Annotated in this window: 14 protein-coding genes; 6 read left to right on the forward strand and 8 right to left on the reverse strand. The window is 62.3% G+C overall.

What is annotated here, in order from left to right; translation table 11 throughout:
* Window positions 1-182: 182 nt before the first annotated feature.
* The 5 genes from TO66_RS04110 to TO66_RS04130 all read right to left on the reverse strand — a co-directional run bounded on the left by TO66_RS04110 (window position 183) and on the right by TO66_RS04130 (window position 7768).
* Window positions 183-2993 carry an FAD-binding and (Fe-S)-binding domain-containing protein gene (locus TO66_RS04110; protein ID WP_044461129.1) on the reverse strand — a complete coding sequence of 937 codons (2811 nt, stop codon included), beginning with the start codon at window positions 2991-2993 and terminating at the stop codon, window positions 183-185.
* The gene (locus TO66_RS04115) at window positions 2990-3661 is read right to left on the reverse strand and encodes a lactate utilization protein C (protein WP_044461130.1); all 672 of its coding nucleotides are present in this window, start codon (window positions 3659-3661) and stop codon (window positions 2990-2992) included. Before TO66_RS04115 ends, TO66_RS04110 begins: the two co-directional genes overlap by 4 nt.
* Window positions 3658-5115 (reverse strand): LutB/LldF family L-lactate oxidation iron-sulfur protein, encoded by a 1458-nt coding sequence (locus TO66_RS04120; protein WP_044461131.1) that lies wholly within the window; start codon window positions 5113-5115, stop codon window positions 3658-3660. The genes TO66_RS04115 and TO66_RS04120 overlap by 4 nt, the downstream gene beginning before the upstream one ends.
* A complete protein-coding gene (locus TO66_RS04125; protein WP_044461132.1) occupies window positions 5112-5936 on the reverse strand; it encodes a (Fe-S)-binding protein in 825 nt (274 codons plus the stop codon). The genes TO66_RS04120 and TO66_RS04125 overlap by 4 nt, the downstream gene beginning before the upstream one ends.
* 146 nt (window positions 5937-6082) lie before the next feature.
* A complete protein-coding gene (locus tag TO66_RS04130) occupies window positions 6083-7768 on the reverse strand; it encodes a lactate permease LctP family transporter (protein WP_044461133.1) in 1686 nt (561 codons plus the stop codon).
* 262 nt (window positions 7769-8030) lie between these two features.
* Here TO66_RS04130 and TO66_RS04135 point away from each other — a divergent pair, with 262 nt between their 5' ends.
* Window positions 8031-8798, forward strand: a complete 768-nt coding sequence (locus TO66_RS04135) for an FCD domain-containing protein (protein WP_044461134.1) — start codon at window positions 8031-8033, stop codon at window positions 8796-8798.
* A gap of 70 nt (window positions 8799-8868) precedes the next feature.
* Here TO66_RS04135 and smpB read toward each other — a convergent pair whose 3' ends face one another.
* A complete protein-coding gene (smpB, locus tag TO66_RS04140) occupies window positions 8869-9351 on the reverse strand; it encodes an SsrA-binding protein SmpB (RefSeq protein WP_044461135.1) in 483 nt (160 codons plus the stop codon).
* Between the two features lie 116 nt (window positions 9352-9467).
* On the opposite strand from smpB, the gene TO66_RS04145 reads away from it, so the two are divergent.
* From TO66_RS04145 to TO66_RS04155, 3 genes are read left to right on the forward strand one after another with little or no spacing between them, the layout of a single operon-like run.
* Entirely contained in the window at window positions 9468-10871 is a 1404-nt protein-coding gene (locus TO66_RS04145; protein ID WP_044465944.1) for a sodium-dependent transporter, read from the forward strand.
* Window positions 10872-10878: 7 nt separating this feature from the next.
* Window positions 10879-11313 carry a type II toxin-antitoxin system RatA family toxin gene (locus tag TO66_RS04150; protein WP_007920838.1) on the forward strand — a complete coding sequence of 145 codons (435 nt, stop codon included), beginning with the start codon at window positions 10879-10881 and terminating at the stop codon, window positions 11311-11313.
* Between the two features lie 4 nt (window positions 11314-11317).
* Complete coding sequence (locus tag TO66_RS04155; protein WP_044465945.1) at window positions 11318-11626, forward strand: RnfH family protein; 309 nt, start codon at window positions 11318-11320, stop codon at window positions 11624-11626.
* Window positions 11627-11682: 56 nt separating this feature from the next.
* Here the strand turns inward: TO66_RS04155 and TO66_RS04160 are convergent, their stop codons facing one another.
* Window positions 11683-12210 carry an outer membrane protein assembly factor BamE gene (locus TO66_RS04160; RefSeq protein ID WP_044461136.1) on the reverse strand — a complete coding sequence of 176 codons (528 nt, stop codon included), beginning with the start codon at window positions 12208-12210 and terminating at the stop codon, window positions 11683-11685.
* A gap of 98 nt (window positions 12211-12308) precedes the next feature.
* On the opposite strand from TO66_RS04160, the gene fur reads away from it, so the two are divergent.
* Window positions 12309-12713, forward strand: a complete 405-nt coding sequence (gene fur / locus TO66_RS04165; RefSeq protein WP_007920840.1) for a ferric iron uptake transcriptional regulator — start codon at window positions 12309-12311, stop codon at window positions 12711-12713.
* 91 nt (window positions 12714-12804) lie between these two features.
* Here fur and recN read toward each other — a convergent pair whose 3' ends face one another.
* Window positions 12805-14478, reverse strand: coding sequence for a DNA repair protein RecN (gene recN / locus TO66_RS04170; protein WP_044461137.1), 1674 nt, complete (start codon window positions 14476-14478; stop codon window positions 12805-12807).
* A gap of 252 nt (window positions 14479-14730) precedes the next feature.
* On the opposite strand from recN, the gene grpE reads away from it, so the two are divergent.
* Complete coding sequence (grpE, locus tag TO66_RS04175) at window positions 14731-15297, forward strand: nucleotide exchange factor GrpE (protein ID WP_007920848.1); 567 nt, start codon at window positions 14731-14733, stop codon at window positions 15295-15297.
* Window positions 15298-15345 lie beyond the last annotated feature (48 nt).

A 15345-nucleotide genomic window follows, 5' to 3' on the forward strand; every position in this document is an offset into this window, starting at 1 on the left:
GGTTCTATTTTTTTGCCCGGCGTTGCGACCGCTGGGCAGCTGGGTGCGAAAAAGGGCGATGTTTGTGTAGGAGCGAAGCTTGCTCGCGATGGTCATGAGAACGCTGCATTTATCCAGTCAATACGCGTTACCGTTAACGTTCATCGCGAGCAAGCTTCGCTCCTACAGTGGGCATATGCCGATCAGGCTGTTCTGGGCCGGGTCACCCGGTCCACCAGGTAGACCAGCCCGTGGTAGTCGATCCCGCCGTACTGGCTCAGGCCGATTTCGCAGGTGCGGCTGGTGGAGAGGCCTTCGCTGCAGTGCTGCACCGCATCCTTGAGGCTGCGCAGGGAATGGGCGTTGAGCTCTGGCGTGGTGAAGCCCTTGTCGCCGGCGAAACCACAGCAATGGATGCCTTCCGGGATCACCACGTTAGTGCTGCAACGCCGCGCCAGGTCGATCAGCGCCTGGCTTTCGCCCAGGTGCTGGGTGCTGCAGGTGACATGCACGGCCACCGGCGCCTCCTGTGGAGTGAACTCGAGCTTGTCCAGCAGGTGGGTGCGGATGAAACGCACCGGGTCGTACAGGTCCAGGCGCGTATCGCCCAGGTCTTGCGTCAGGCGCAGGGTGCAGGGGCTGGTGTCGCAGTAGATCGGGTCGAGACCGCCACGGCTGGCGTGGAGCAGGGCGCCGAGCAGTTCCTGGCGCTTGTGCTCGGCCTGTTCCGCGTAACCCTTGGAGGCGAACGGCTGGCCGCAGCAAAGGTTCTCGATGTGCTCCGGGATCACCACCTGATAACCGGCTTTCTCCAGCAGGTTGCGGGTCTTGTCGTAGAGCGAACTTTGCTCTTTGTCCCCAGCCGCCGGGCCCATGACCCGCGACACGCACGCCGCCAGATAGACCACCCGCGGCCGCCGATCATTGATCGGCGGGCTGAAACGAATGGCCCGTTCCGGCTGCGGCATGGCGTTGGTCCACTGCGGCACCTGGCCCTTGGACAGCTTGGTCAAGGCCGCCGAAACCCTGGCCAGGCGTGGCGCCCCCAGCAGCATCCGCGCGCCGTTGGCCACATGCAGAGTGAAGCGCGCGCCCTGCAAGGTGGTAGCAAAGTGCGAACCGAGCCAGTCAGCCGCCTTGGCGTGCGTGGCCTGCTGGCCGCGCAGTTTTTTCACCAGTTCGCCGGTGTTGATGCCGACCGGGCAGCGCTGGGCGCACAAACCGGTGGCGGCGCAAGTGTCGAGGCCCTGGTATTGATAGGCCGCCTCCAGCTCTGTGGTGTCGATGCCGGCGCGTTTGCGCGCCTGGATATCGCGCCAGATCACGATGCGCTGGCGCGGGCTCAGGGTCAGCCCCTTGGACGGGCACACCGGTTCGCAGAAGCCGCACTCGATGCACTTATCCACAATCTCGTCGGCCGCCGGCAGCGGCTTGAGGTGCTTGAGGTGGATCTGCGGGTCTGCGCTGAGCACCACGTCCGGGTTGAGGATGCCGTTGGGGTCGAGCAGGCGCTTGAGTTGCCACATCAGCTGGTAGGCGTCGCTGCCCCATTCCAGCTCGACGAAGGGCGCCATGTTGCGCCCGGTGCCGTGCTCGGCCTTGAGCGAGCCGCCGAACTCCACCGCCACCAGCTGCGCCACGTCGTCCATGAAGGCCTGGTAGCGCGCCACTTCCTCGGCGCTGTTGAAGCCCTGGGTGAAGACGAAGTGCAGGTTGCCCTCCAGCGCATGGCCGAACAGGATCGCTTCGTCGTAGCGGTGCTTGTCGAACAGCGCGATCAGGCGATTGACGCCGATGGCCAGCTGTTCCACCGGGAAGGTCACGTCTTCGATGATCACCGTGGTGCCGGTCTTGCGCACCGCGCCGACGGCGGGGAAGGTGTCCTTGCGGATCGCCCAGAGCCGGGCGTTTTCCTTCGGGTCCTCGGTGAAGTCGACCTGCTGTTCCACCGGGAACGCGGCCAGGGACGCCATGATCTGCACCCGTTGCTCCTGCAACAGGGTCGAGGACGCGGCGCGGGATTCGATCAGCAGTGCGCAGGCATTGGCCGACAGTTGCTGGACGAAGGCCGGCATTCCCGGTTTGTCCTGCACCGAACGCAGGCTGCGGCGGTCCAGCAGTTCCACGGCGGACACCGGCTGGCTTTTCAGCACGGTCACCGCGTTGCAGCAGGTTTCCACATCCGGGAAGACAATCAGCGCCGAAGCCTTGTGTGGATGATCGACCACCGTGTCGTAAGTCACCGCGCTGATAAAACCCAGGGTGCCTTCGGAGCCCACCAGCAGATGGCTGAGGATTTCCAGCGGCTCGTCGAAATCCACCAGGGCATTGAGCGACAGGCCGGTGGTGTTTTTCAGGCGGTATTTGTGGCGGATCTTTGCCGCCAGTTCGCTATTGGCACGGGTCTCGTGGCCCAGGGTCGCCAGGCGTTCCAGCAGTTCGCCGTGGCTGGCGCGAAAGGCTGCGACACTGGCGGCGTCTTCGGTGTCCAGGCGAGTGCCGTCGGCCAGCACCAGGCGCAAGCCGGCCAGGGTGTGATAGGTGTTTTGCGCGGTGCCGCAGCACATGCCGCTGGCGTTGTTGGCGACGATGCCGCCGATCTTGCAGGCATTGATCGAGGCCGGGTCCGGGCCGATCTTGCGCCCGAACGGCGCCAGCCAGGCATTGGCCTGGGCACCGATCACCCCCGGTTGCAGGCGGATCTGCTGGCCCTGGTCGCGGATCTCGCGGCCGTTCCAGTTATCCCCCAGCACGATCAGCACCGAGTCGCTGATGGCCTGCCCGGACAGGCTGGTGCCGGCGGCGCGGAAGGTCACCGGCACGCGGTCGCGCTGGGCCAGCTGGAGCAGGGCCACCACTTCGTCTTCGGACTCGACGCGGATCACCAGTTGCGGAATCAGCCGATAAAAACTCGCGTCGGTGCCGAAGGCCAGGGTCGAGAGCGGATCGTCGAAACGCCGCTCCTGGGGAATCAGTTGTTGCGCATCACGCAGAAAAGCCGCCGGTAGACTCATTGGTCCTCCAGGATCAGCACCACCAGGTCTTTCGGGCCGTGGGCGCCGTAGGCCAGCACTTGCTCGATGTCGGCGGTTTTCGACGGGCCGGACACCAGCAGCGCGTTGGTCGGCATGCCTTGGGCCCAGGCGTATTCCTGCTGGACCTGATAGAAGTTGTCGCGGATCTCGCTGGCCTTGAGCAGGGCGAAATGCACCGGCGGCACCAGGCTCATCAGCCGCGGCTCTTCGCGGGTCGGCCAGAGGATCAGGCTGCCGGTGGCGGCGATGGCGCCGAGGGTGGTGGTGAGGCTGGCCGGGGTGTCGTTGAACAGCTCGGCTTTCCATTCCTCCACGGGCCGATCGTAGGCCTTGAGCGGCGGCAGGCCGGGATGCTCGGCCCAGTACTGGCTGATGCGCTGGCCGTGGGGCGTGGTCGGGGCGATCAGCAGGCTGGGCAGTTGCCGGTCGCGCAGCAATGTCGCCAGCAACTCGGGCCAGCCGGCGCCGGTGGTCTGATGGATTTCGGTGTGCACCGCTTCCATCTGCTTGCGCAGCTGTGGGATGCGTTGTTCCGCGGTGTAGGTATAAGGCGCGGTGACCAGCGCCTCGTCGAAGTTATCCACAAGCGGCGTGGTGCCGGCGAGGCTGTTGCGCAGTTTGCCGAGGATGTTCTGTTTGGCGCTCATCGACGCTCTCCCTGTTTGGCCAGATGCTCGCGGGCCAGGTCGTGCAGGGACCGGGCGGCGGGTTTCGGTGCGCTGTGGTTTTGCGTCCAGGGGCCGACGTTGCTCGGGGTCAGCGCGCGCAGGCGAGTCGCCGCCAGGCTGAACAGGCGGTACAGGGTCGGCGAGCTGTTGAGCCGGGCCCAGGCGTTCCAGATGAAACGTTCTTTGCGCGAATACTTGCTGCCCTGGCCGCGCATCACCTGGTGCGGGCTGTCCGGAGCCTTGACGTTCTCTTCGCGCAAGCGGCGCAGCAGGCTCGGGATCGGGATCTTCACCGGGCACACTTCACCGCAGGCGCCGCACAGCGACGACGCGCTCGGATGGTCCGGCACCTTGGCCAGGCCAACCATGTGCGGGGTGATGATCTTGCCGATGGGGCCGGGGTAAACCTCGCCGTAGGCGTGGCCGCCGATGCGGGTGTAGACCGGGCAATGGTTCATGCAGGCGCCGCAGCGGATACAGTTCAGGGTCTGGCGCAGCTCGCTGTCGGCGAAGGCCTGGCTGCGACCGTTGTCGAGCAGCACCAGGTGCACTTCTTGTGGGCCATCGAGCTCGTGCTCCTTACGCGGGCCGGAGATCATGTTGACGTAGGTGGTGATCGGCTGGCCCAGCGCCGAGCGGGTCAGCAGCGACAGCAGCGGTACCACGTCGCGCAGGTTCTCGACGACTTTCTCGATGCCGGTGACGGCGATGTGCACCGGCGGCACCGTAGTGGACATGCGGCCGTTGCCTTCGTTTTCCACCAGCAGCAGGGTGCCGGTTTCGGCCACGGCGAAGTTGACACCGGAGACGCCGATGTCCGCTTCGAAGAATTTCTGCCGCAGGACCCTGCGACCGATCTGAATGAGTTGGTCGACGTCCCTGGTGTACTCCACGCCAAGTTTGTCGTGGAACAAGGACGCGACCTGACCGGCGTTCTTGTGGATCGCCGGCATGATTATGTGAGAAGGCTTCTCGTGGTCGAGCTGGACGATGAACTCGCCCATGTCCGACTCAAGGCATTCAATGCCTTGTTCAGCGAGGACATGGTTCATTTCCATCTCTTCGCTGACCATCGATTTGCCCTTGATCACTTGCCGCGCCTCGTGAGCGCGGATGATCGAGAGGACGATGCCATTGGCCTCGTCCACCGTCTCCGCCCAATGCACAGTCACACCGTTGCGGGTCAGGTTCTGTTCAAGCCGCTCGAGCAGGTCGGGCAGCTTGGATAACGCACGGGCCTTGATCGCATTGCCCAGGGCCCGCAGGTGTTCGCGCTCAAAGGCATCGCTGAACGACGCCGCACGCTTGGCCATGAGGGAATCCATGGCACTGCGAAAGTTGTTTCGCAGTTGTTGGTCACCCAGGGCCTGGTGGGCCCGGGTGCGAAAATCGTCCGACATGTCGGTGGTCGCAATCAGCTCGGGGGCGCTCATGCGGCACCTCCGGTGCGTTGCCAGAGGAAGCTGGCCAGGTGTTGGCCGCGCAGCGCTTCCCGTTGTTTCTCCAGCGCGCCGTTGATGTTCATCAAACAGCCGCAGTCGGCGCTCAGCACCTGGTGGGCGCCGGATTCCTTCAGTGCGCGGGTCTTGTCCGCGACCATCGCGCCGGAGATGTCCGGCATTCGGACGCTGAAAGTCCCGCCAAAGCCACAGCATTCACTTTCGTGGTCGTGGTCTACCCGCTCCACGTTGCCCAGTTGTGCCAGCAGCTCACGACCGTGCAGGTGGGTGTTCATTTCGCGCCGTGCCGAGCAGGAGGTATGCAGCGCCACCTTGACCGGCTCGCCCTGGTCCTTGAGCTGCACCTTGCACACATGCAGCAGGAACTCGGCCAGCTCGTAGGTGCGGGCCGCCAGGGCCTGCACCTGTTGCAACGTCTGCGGCTCGTCCTTGAACAAGTCGCTGTAATGCTCGCGGATCATGCCCGCGCAGGAACCCGAAGGCACCACCACCGGATAGTCGCCGGCGAACAGCGCCAGCTGCGAGCGGGCCACGGTGCGCGCCTGCTCGGTGTAACCCGAGGTGTAGGCCGGCTGTCCGCAGCAGCTTTGCCCTTGCGGGTACTCCACGCGAATGCCTTCGCGCTCGAGCAGGTGAATCGCATCCATCCCGGCGTCGGGGTAGAACAGGTCGACCACACAGGTGCCGAACAGGTAGACCCGCGACGGTTTCTCGCTGGGGTACTGGCGCGGTTCGGCCAAGGGCGGTGCGACGCGGGTCGCGTTAGGCACGGCGTTGTAAAAAAGCTCGCTCATCAGGCGTGTCTCCGGGTGGTCCCGGTTATCCGTCTGCTGCGGCTGCTGAATATAGAGAGACAAGCTTTCAGCAGCCTTGCAGACCGGGTTGTGAGTTGCAGGCGCCGAAGTCGTGCTCCGGCGCCGGTTCTTTCGGTGTCGCGGTATTAATGCACCAGCATGCCGGTGAACCAGTAGGCCTGGGCCAGGGTGATCAGGCCGACGATAGTGGCAAAGAATAGGCTGTGCTTGAGGGTGAAACGGAACAGGTCCGACTCCTTGCCGACCAGGCCGGTGGCGGCGCAGGCCACGGCGATCGATTGCGGCGAGATCATCTTGCCAGTCACGCCGCCGCTGGTATTGGCGGCCACCAGCAGGGTGTCGTTGACGCCGAGCTGGTGCGCGGTGGTGGCTTGCAGCGAGCTGAACAGGGCGTTGGACGAGGTGTCCGAGCCGGTCAGGAATACCCCCAGCCAGCCCAGGAACGGCGAGAAGAACGGGAACGCCGCGCCGGTGGCGGCCAGCACCAACGCCATGGTCGAAGACATGCCGGAGTAGTTGGTGACGAAGGCGAAGGCCAGCACCATGCCGATGGACAGGATCGGCCAGCGCAGTTCGTAGAAGGTCTCTCTCAAAGTGGTCAGACCAGTTTTGAAATCGATCTTCAACACCAGCATCGAGACCAGGGCGGAGAAGAAAATCGCCGTACCGGTCGCGGAAATCGGGTCGAGCTTGAACACCGCCGGAATCGCGGTCGGGGTGGCGACGATCGGTGCGCTCTTGATCACCAGTTGATCCAGGTGCGGGATCGCGAAGTTGAAGACCCAGCTGTACATCGAACCACCGGCGGCGAACATCGCCTTGAACGGCTTGAGGGTCCAGATAGTGACCAGCACGGTGAGGATCAGGAACGGCGACCAGGCCTTGAAGATTTCACCGAAGCTGTAAGGCGAAGGCTGGGTGGTACGTGGTTGGCCGAAGCCGCCGCTTTGCACGGCTGCGGCACCGACGCTGGCGGTGGCCGCGGCGAACGAGCGCTTGGGTTGCCAGACCTTGAGGAACAGGGTCAGGGCAATCAGGCTGGCCAGGGCCGAAGTGATGTCCGGCAGTTCGGGCCCGATGAAGTTCGAGGTGAAGTACTGGGTCACGGCAAAGCTCAGGCCGGCTACCAGGGCGGCTGGCCAGGTCTCTTTGACGCCGCGCAGGCCGTCCATCATGAACACCAGCCAGAACGGCACGAACAGCGACAGCAATGGCAGCTGGCGGCCGGTCATGGCGCCGATCTTGAACGCGTCGATGCCGGTCACCTGGCCTGCCACGATGATCGGAATGCCCAGGGCGCCAAAGGCCACCGGTGCGGTGTTGGCGATCAGGCACAGGCCGGCGGCGTACAACGGGTTGAAGCCCAGGCCGACCAGCAGGGCGGCGGTGATGGCGACCGGCGCGCCGAAACCGGCGGCGCCTTCGAGGAACGCGCCGAAGCAGAAACCGATCAGCAGCACCTGCAGGCGCTGGTCGTCGGTGATCGACAGCACGGAACTGCGGATGACCTCGAACTGGCCGCTCTTGACCGTCAGTTTGTAGAGGAATACCGCGGCGACGATGATCCAGGCGATAGGCCACAGGCCATAGGCAAATCCGTAGCCGGCGGCGGCGAGCGCCATGTCGGCGGGCATCTGGAAGGCAAAGATCGCCACCAGGATAGACAGCGCCAGGGTGATGCTGCCGGCGACGTGTCCTTTGAGACGGAACACGGCCAGGGCGAGGAAGAAGAACACGATCGGTATGACGGCGGCGAGGGCGGACAGGCCGAGGCTGCCAAGCGGGCTGTAGAGCTGTTGCCAGGTTTGCATATGGGGTGGCCCCTAATTGTTGTTGGTCAGGCACTGGTCAGCGTATTTGGATAATTGGTAAGACCAATTTACAATCGCTGTCGGCTAGGGTAAAAGCCTTGTGAGCGGTGTGTCAATTTGCCGCCCTAAAACTTTTGTCGAAGTTGCGGTGCAGATGGCATCTGATCCGCTCGCAGGCAGGCGTTCTGATAGGTGCTGGCGCGGCCCCGATAGGCCAGAATAGAGAGGCCCGGCGCGCGGCCGGGATCGTGGAGAGTGAGTGATGGGGTTTGATCAGATTCGTCAGCGCCGTTTGTCCGATGACATTGTCGAGCGGCTCGAGGGGATGATTCTCGAGGGCACGCTGAAGTCCGGTGAGCGTCTGCCGGCAGAGCGGGCGCTGGCGGAACAGTTCGGTGTCTCGCGGCCATCGTTGCGCGAGGCCATCCAGAAGCTCACGGCCAAGGGCTTGCTGGTCAGCCGCCAGGGCGGGGGCAATTATGTGGTGGAGTCGCTGGGCTCGACCTTCAGCGATCCGCTGCTGCATCTGCTGGAGAACAACCCCGAAGCCCAGCGCGATCTGCTGGAGTTTCGCCACACCCTGGAAGCCTCATGCGCCTATTACGCGGCGTTGCGGGCCACCGACGTGGATCGCGAGCGCCTGACGGCGGCCTTCGAAACATTGCAGGACTGCTATGCCCGGGCGAGCGAGGTGAGCCGGGCCGAGGAGGGGGCGGCGGATGCGCAGTTTCACCTGGCGATCGCCGAGGCCAGCCATAACGCTGTGCTCCTGCACACCATCCGCGGGCTGTTCGATCTGCTCAAGCGCAACGTGGTGACCAACATCGGCGGCATGTACAAGCAGCGCACGGAAACCCGCGACATGCTGATCAGTCAACACCGCGATCTGTACCAGGCGATTATCGAGGGGCGTGCCGAGCAGGCGCGTGAGATTTCCAGTCGGCACATTCTGTATGTGCAGGAAGTGCTGGAAGAGGTCCGTCAGGAAGTGCAGCGCGTGGCCCGGGCGGAGCGGCGCAAGGGGATCTGAAGGGTAAGTTCAAGCTCGCTCCCTGTAGGAGCGAGCTTGCTCGCGATCATGGCGTCAAGGCAGCAGAGCGTTACTCTTCCTTGCCCTTGTTGCGCACCGCGCGGTGCAGCTCGCGATCGGAGTCGCGCTCGCGCTCGGTGTGGCGCTTGTCGTACTCCTTCTTGCCCTTGCCGAGGGCGATTTCGCACTTGACCATGTGCTTGCTCCAGTAGAGCGACAGGCACACGCAGGCATAACCCTTCTGCTGCACGGAGGCGAAAATCTTCTCCAGCTCACGCTTGTTGAGCAGCAGTTTGCGCGAGCGCACCGGGTCGGCGATCACGTGGGTGCTGGCAGTGGTCAGCGGGGTGAAGTGGCTGCCCAGCAGCCAGGCTTCGCCATCCTTGAGCAGCACGTAACTGTCGACCAGTTGAGCCTTGCCTGCTCGCAGACTCTTTACTTCCCAGCCGGCCAGGACCATGCCAGCCTCGAACCGTTGTTCGATGAAGTAATCGTGACGCGCCTTTTTGTTTTGCGCGATGGTCCCTGTTGGGTGTTTCTTCTGTTTAGCCATAGGGGCGGCATTATAGGCAGTTGCACGCGTGTCGGCTACGGTGTCGCAGCGTGCTTGAGCAGGTTGAGTGAATCCCGGACAATGCGCGCTCTTTTTTTCGGTTGGGCGCGTTTTTGATGTCGACGGACAAGGTTTCTGTCCACGGCGGCTGGGCCAGTCGCTGGGTGTTCATCCTCGCGGCGACCGGTGCCGCCGTGGGTCTGGGCAGTATCTGGAAATTCCCTTATATGGTCGGCGTCTACGGTGGTGGCACCTTCGTCCTGGTGTTCCTGGCCTGCATCGCGCTGATCGGCGTGCCGGTGATGCTCGCCGAAACCTTGATCGGTCGCCGCGCCCGGCAAAGTCCTGCCAATGCCTTGAAGGCGCTCGCTCTCGAGACCGGGCACTCGGCCCGATGGTCCTGGGGGGCGTTCGCCGGCATGATCACGGCTTTGCTGATCCTGTCCTTTTACAGCGTGGTCGGTGGCTGGTCGCTGGACTACATCATCGATATGGGGCGCGGCGATTTCCAGGGTGTGGCGGCGGATCAGGTCGGCGCCTATTTCGGTCAGGTGATTGCTGACCCTTGGCGGCTGACGCTGTGGCATACCCTCTTCATGCTGTTGTCGGCGGTCGTCATCGCCAAAGGTGTGGTGGCCGGTCTCGAACGCAGCCTGCGCATCATGATGCCGTTGCTGTTCGTGATGCTGGTGATTCTCCTGGGCTACAGCATGACCACCGGGCATTTCATGGATGGCGTGCATTTCATGTTCGACTTCAAGGCCGACAAGCTGCTCGACGGCCTGCTTCCGGCCATGGGGCACGCGTTTTTCTCCCTGAGCGTCGGTGTCGGTTCCATCATGATTTACGGCGCTTACATGCCGAAGCATTCCTCCATTTCCGGCACCATTGTCGGCGTGGCCCTGCTGGACACCTTTGTTTCTCTGTTGGCGGGCCTGGCGCTGTTCCCGATCGTGTTCGCCGCCGGATTGAACCCGAGCGAGGGGCCGGGGTTGATGTTTGTCAGCTTGCCGTTTGCCTTTGGTAATGTGGCATTCGGCCAGTTGATGGGCGTAGTGTTTTTTGTCCTGGTGGCCATCGCCGCCTGGAGTTCGGCGATTTCGCTGCTGGAGCCGATGGTGGCGTACCTGGTCGAGCGGACTCGGGTTCGCCGCGGCTGGGTGACGTTCTGGCTGGCGTTCACCTGCTGGTTCGTCGGGCTGGGGACAGTGTTCTCCTTTAATATCTGGCAACAGGCCAAGTTCTTCGTGAACGAAGGCGGAGCTTTCCACCTCTACCAATGGGGGGCGGCGGGCGGCCTGGACTTCTTCGGGGTGATCGACTTTTTCACCTCGAGGATCATGTTGCCCTTGGGCGGTCTCTGTTTTGTGGTATTCGCGGGTTGGGTCATGGGGCGCGAGGCGGTGCGTGACGAGCTGTCGATTCGCAGCCCGCTGCTGTTTGTCCTGACCCTGTTTTTGATGCGCTATGTGGCGCCCATTGGCATTCTTATTGTGTTTGCCGCCCAGTTGTGGAAATGACGCTGACATGACGACACATATTCAACGCTCGGCCCTGCTGCCGTATCCGGCGCAGTTTTTGTACGACCTGGTCAATGACGTGGCCCGTTATCCGGAGTTCTTGCCCTGGTGTTCGTCGGCCGAGGTGCTGGAGAGCAGCGAGGTGCAGATGCGCGCGAGCCTGGCGGTTGCCAAGGGGGGGCTGAGCCAGCATTTCGTCACGCGCAATACCCTGGTGCCGGGCCAGTCGATCGAAATGAATCTGGAAGAAGGGCCGTTCAACCAGTTGCACGGCGTGTGGATCTTCAAACCGCTGGGTGAAAAGGCCTGCAAGATCAGCCTGGACTTGTCGTTTGACTATGCCGGCCCGTTGGTCCGTGCCACCTTGGGACCGCTGTTCAATCAGGCGGCCAATACCCTGGTGGATGCCTTCTGTCAGCGAGCCAAGCAACTGCATGCCTGAGTCGATGATCGAAATCGAAGTGGTATATGCCGCGGTCGAGCGGCAGGTATTGCTGGGCGTTGCAGTGCCCCCGGGAACAAGCATTCGCGAAGCCGTTAAGACCTGCGGGATCGCAGCGCAATTTCCAGAGCTGGATCTGGACGATTGTCCGCTGGGGATTTTCGGCAAGGCGGTTGCCAAGCCTGAGGTGCAGTTGGCGCAGGCGGGTGACCGGATCGAAATCTATCGTCCATTGCTGGCCGATCCTAAAGAGGTTCGACGCCTGCGCGCGGCCAAGGCGGCGCAGGCTCGGGCGCGTACCTCAGAGTCCTGAGGCCAGTCGACAGGCAATAAAAAAGCCCGGGTTCGCCGGGCTTTTCATTTCGCCACTTATTGCGGCGAGGTATCCAGAGGTTCTGGTGTCGGCACCGGAACTGTCTCGACATTGTCGACATCTTTCTGAATCTGATCGAGCAAAGAACCAGGCTTGGCCGGCTTTTCCGGTTTTGGCTGTTCCGCATTTTCGGCCGGAGTGGTCACGGTAGTGCCGCTGTCCTTGCCCAGAATGGCTTCGTCACGGCTTACGCCAGGCATGAAGTCGCCGGAAAGACTAACCAGTTGGTCATTGCCATTGAAGATGACGCTGACGCGTTCCTGCTGGCGTTCACCGCCACCTGGTTGCAGGCTGTACAGATAATCCCAGCGATCGGCATGGAACGTGTCGGTCAACAGAGGGTTGCCCATGATAAACCGTACTTGCCGGCGGGTCATTCCCGGGCGTAACTGGTCTATCATGTCCTGCGTGACGACATTGCCCTGCTGGATGTCGATTTTGTAAACCCCGGGGAATGAACAACCGGCGAGTGCGAGCAGTCCCACGAAGGTGAAACTGGTTAGCAAGAGCTTGGTGTTTTGCATCGGTGGGCGACTTCCACTATCTTGGCTGGGACAACGTAAACCCCGATCATACCCGCATTAAGAGGAGCTGCGAAGCAGCATCCGCGAGAAAGCTGACCATGGTTGAAAATAGCGAACTACGTAAAGCCGGCCTTAAAGTGACTCTGCCACGGGTCAAAATTCTACAAATGCTCGATTCCGCCGAGCAGCGCCACATGAGTGCCGAGGATGTTTACAAGGCGCTGATGGAAGCTGGCGAGGATGTCGGTCTGGCCACGGTTTACCGTGTTCTGACTCAGTTTGAAGCAGCAGGCCTTGTGGTCCGCCACAATTTTGATGGTGGTCATGCTGTATTCGAGTTGGCTGACGGCGGTCACCACGACCATATGGTCAACGTGGATTCCGGTGAGGTGATCGAATTCTTCGACGAGGAAATCGAGAAGCTCCAGAAGGCGATTGTCGAGAAGCATGGCTTCGAGTTGGTGGATCACAACTTGGTGCTGTACGTACGCACGAAGAAGTAAGCATGTCGCGCGGACGTTGTCCGTGAACGAGCGAAGGCGACCCTTGGGTCGCCTTCGTGCTTTCTGCTCCATATATAAAGAAGCGGATTTTTCAGGCCTTGGCGGTGACCACCATTTTTTTCGCGTGAGCCAGCGACTCCTTGGTCAGGTCGATGCCGCCCAGCATGCGCGCCACCTCTTCGATCCGCTCGGTCTTGCCCAATTTGGAAACGGCGGTGTGGGTCGCATCGCTGCCGCGCACCTTGTGCACGAACAGGTGTTGATGGCCCTGGGCAGCCACTTGCGGTAAATGGGTGACCGTCAATACCTGGCCGCGTTCGCCAAGGCGGCGTAGCAATTGGCCGACGATTTCCGCGGTCGGGCCGCCGATGCCAACGTCCACCTCGTCGAATACCAGGGTAGGGACCCGAGAGGTCTGGGCGGTAATCACCTGGATTGCCAGGCTGATCCGTGACAGCTCACCGCCGGACGCCACTTTGGCCAGGGCCTTGAGCGGTTGTCCGGGGTTGGCGCTGACCAGGAGTTCGACGTGTTCGAGCCCATTGGGCAGCAGCTCATCGCCGCTGTTGGCGTGCAGTTCGATGGTGAAGCGCCCGCCGGGCATGCCCAGGCGCTGGATTTCCTGTTCTACGGCGCTGGCCAGGCTGGTTGCGGCTTGTTGGCGCAACTCGCTCAGTTCCCGGGCTTTTTCGTGATAGTGACGGGCGTAGGCGTGCAGTTCCTCTCCCAGGCGCTCGATAGACTCATCGTTGGCATCCAGGGTTTCGATTTCCTCCAGCAGTTTCTGCTGCATGGCCACCACTTCGGTGGGCTGGATCCGGTGTTTGCGCGCCAGGGTATAGATAGCATCCAGCCGCTCCTCCAGCTGTTGCAGGCGCGCCGGGTCCGCATCGAAATGATCGACGAAGCGGTTCAGTTCGCCGACCGCTTCTTCGACCTGGATCTGTGCGCTAGCCAGCAGGTTGGTGGCCTCCGCCAGGGCGCCGGACGCATTGCCAATGCTCGACAGGCGATTGAGGCTCACCGTCAGGGCGCTCAGGACGTTGCCGGAATCGCTTTCGCTGCAGTGCTCGACGACTTGCCGGCAGATCCCCAGCAAGCTCTCGGCATTGGTCAGGTTCTTGTGCTCGAGCTCCAGCTGTTCGAGCTCGTTTTCGCCCAGGGCAAGGTTCTCCAGTTCCTCCAGCTGGTAGCTGAGGAGCTGGTGGCGAGCCCGCTGCTCATCCCCGGAATTGGACAGGCGCTCCAGTTCCTGACGAGTTTGGCGCCAACGCTGAGCGGCCAGCGATACCTGGCGGGCGAGGTCGGTCGCGCCGGCATATTCGTCGAGCAGGCGGCGATGGGTGTCGGTTTTCAGCAGCGACTGGTGCTCGTGCTGACTGTGGATATCGATCAGCAGTTCGCCGAGGGCTTTGAGATCGCTTAGCGGGCAGGGAGAGCCATTGATGTAGCCTCGGGAGCGGCCTTCGGCGGTGATGACCCGGCGCAGGATGCACGGGCTGTCATTGTCCAGGTCGCGTTCGGCGAGCCAGGTGCGGGCCTCGGGAATGTCCTCGAGGTCGAAGGTGGCGAGAATATCCGCCTTGTCGGCGCCTGGGCGCACCACGCCGCTGTCGGCGCGATCGCCAAGGGTCAGCCCCAGGGCATCGAGCATGATCGATTTGCCGGCGCCGGTTTCACCCGTGATGACGCTCATCCCGCGATCCAGTTCCAGATCCAGATGTTCAACGATGGCGTAGTTGTGTACGGACAGGTGCACCAGCATGAGGGCCGCTCCCAAACTATAGGTCTGGTTATTTATACAGTGTTTTGTTTTCGGCTGACAATGCCCGGCCTTAGCTCGATTGGCTTGGTTGGCAGGTTTTTTTATTGCGCGGGGGAATGGCAGGCGGAGGGCGGTTCGCTCGTTGCAATGCGTTTTGCCGGGGCGTCAGCCCTTGAACCTGAAAAATACGGCCCCATATACCGGGGCAGAAGCGTGAGTTGAGCTCACTGAGGATATTGAAAGGAGAATTGTATGGCTGACGAACAGACGCTGGATACGCAAAATCTCGACGCCAATCAGGCCCCCGAGGCTTCGGGCGAAGATCTGGCGGCTCGTGTGCAAGTGCTCGAAGAGCAGTTGGCTGGCGCTCAGGATCAGGCATTGCGTGTTGCGGCCGATCTGCAGAACGTCCGCCGCCGTGCCGAGCAGGATGTGGAAAAGGCTCACAAATTCGCTCTCGAGCGCTTTGCTGGCGACCTGCTGCCGGTGATTGACAGCCTCGAGCGCGGTCTGGAGTTGTCCAGTCCGGACGACGAAAGCATCCGACCGATGCGCGAAGGTATCGAGCTGACCCTGAAGATGTTCCAGGACACCCTGAAGCGTTATCAGTTGGAAGCGATCGATCCGCATGGCGAACCGTTCAACGCTGAACAGCACCAGGCGATGGCCATGCAGGAAAGCGCCGACGTCGAGCCGAACAGCGTGCTCAAGGTGTTCCAGAAGGGCTATCAGCTCAACGGCCGCCTGCTGCGTCCGGCCATGGTCGTGGTCAGCAAGGCGCCCGCACCGGTTTCGCCTTCGATTGATGAGAAGGCTTGAAATCGTACGTAGCGCCCCCATCTAAAGGCCAAGCGTTTAAGTGCTACC

The sequence above is a fragment of the Pseudomonas sp. MRSN 12121 genome (assembly GCF_000931465.1).
GTDB lineage: Bacteria > Pseudomonadota > Gammaproteobacteria > Pseudomonadales > Pseudomonadaceae > Aquipseudomonas.

Excerpts from the sequence above, each read along its gene's own strand:
- TO66_RS04160 (WP_044461136.1), bottom strand. The coding sequence starts at position 12,210 with ATGCAAAACACCAAGCTCTTGCTAACCAGTTTCACCTTCGTGGGACTG.
- smpB (WP_044461135.1), bottom strand. The coding sequence starts at position 9,351 with ATGGCTAAACAGAAGAAACACCCAACAGGGACCATCGCGCAAAACAAA.
- grpE (WP_007920848.1), top strand. The coding sequence starts at position 14,731 with ATGGCTGACGAACAGACGCTGGATACGCAAAATCTCGACGCCAATCAG.
- recN (WP_044461137.1), bottom strand. The coding sequence starts at position 14,478 with ATGCTGGTGCACCTGTCCGTACACAACTACGCCATCGTTGAACATCTG.
- TO66_RS04115 (WP_044461130.1), bottom strand. The coding sequence starts at position 3,661 with ATGAGCGCCAAACAGAACATCCTCGGCAAACTGCGCAACAGCCTCGCC.
- TO66_RS04130 (WP_044461133.1), bottom strand. The coding sequence starts at position 7,768 with ATGCAAACCTGGCAACAGCTCTACAGCCCGCTTGGCAGCCTCGGCCTG.
- TO66_RS04150 (WP_007920838.1), top strand. The coding sequence starts at position 10,879 with ATGACGACACATATTCAACGCTCGGCCCTGCTGCCGTATCCGGCGCAG.
- TO66_RS04155 (WP_044465945.1), top strand. The coding sequence starts at position 11,318 with ATGATCGAAATCGAAGTGGTATATGCCGCGGTCGAGCGGCAGGTATTG.
- TO66_RS04125 (WP_044461132.1), bottom strand. The coding sequence starts at position 5,936 with ATGAGCGAGCTTTTTTACAACGCCGTGCCTAACGCGACCCGCGTCGCA.
- TO66_RS04110 (WP_044461129.1), bottom strand. The coding sequence starts at position 2,993 with ATGAGTCTACCGGCGGCTTTTCTGCGTGATGCGCAACAACTGATTCCC.
- TO66_RS04145 (WP_044465944.1), top strand. The coding sequence starts at position 9,468 with ATGTCGACGGACAAGGTTTCTGTCCACGGCGGCTGGGCCAGTCGCTGG.
- TO66_RS04120 (WP_044461131.1), bottom strand. The coding sequence starts at position 5,115 with ATGAGCGCCCCCGAGCTGATTGCGACCACCGACATGTCGGACGATTTT.
- TO66_RS04135 (WP_044461134.1), top strand. The coding sequence starts at position 8,031 with ATGGGGTTTGATCAGATTCGTCAGCGCCGTTTGTCCGATGACATTGTC.
- fur (WP_007920840.1), top strand. The coding sequence starts at position 12,309 with ATGGTTGAAAATAGCGAACTACGTAAAGCCGGCCTTAAAGTGACTCTG.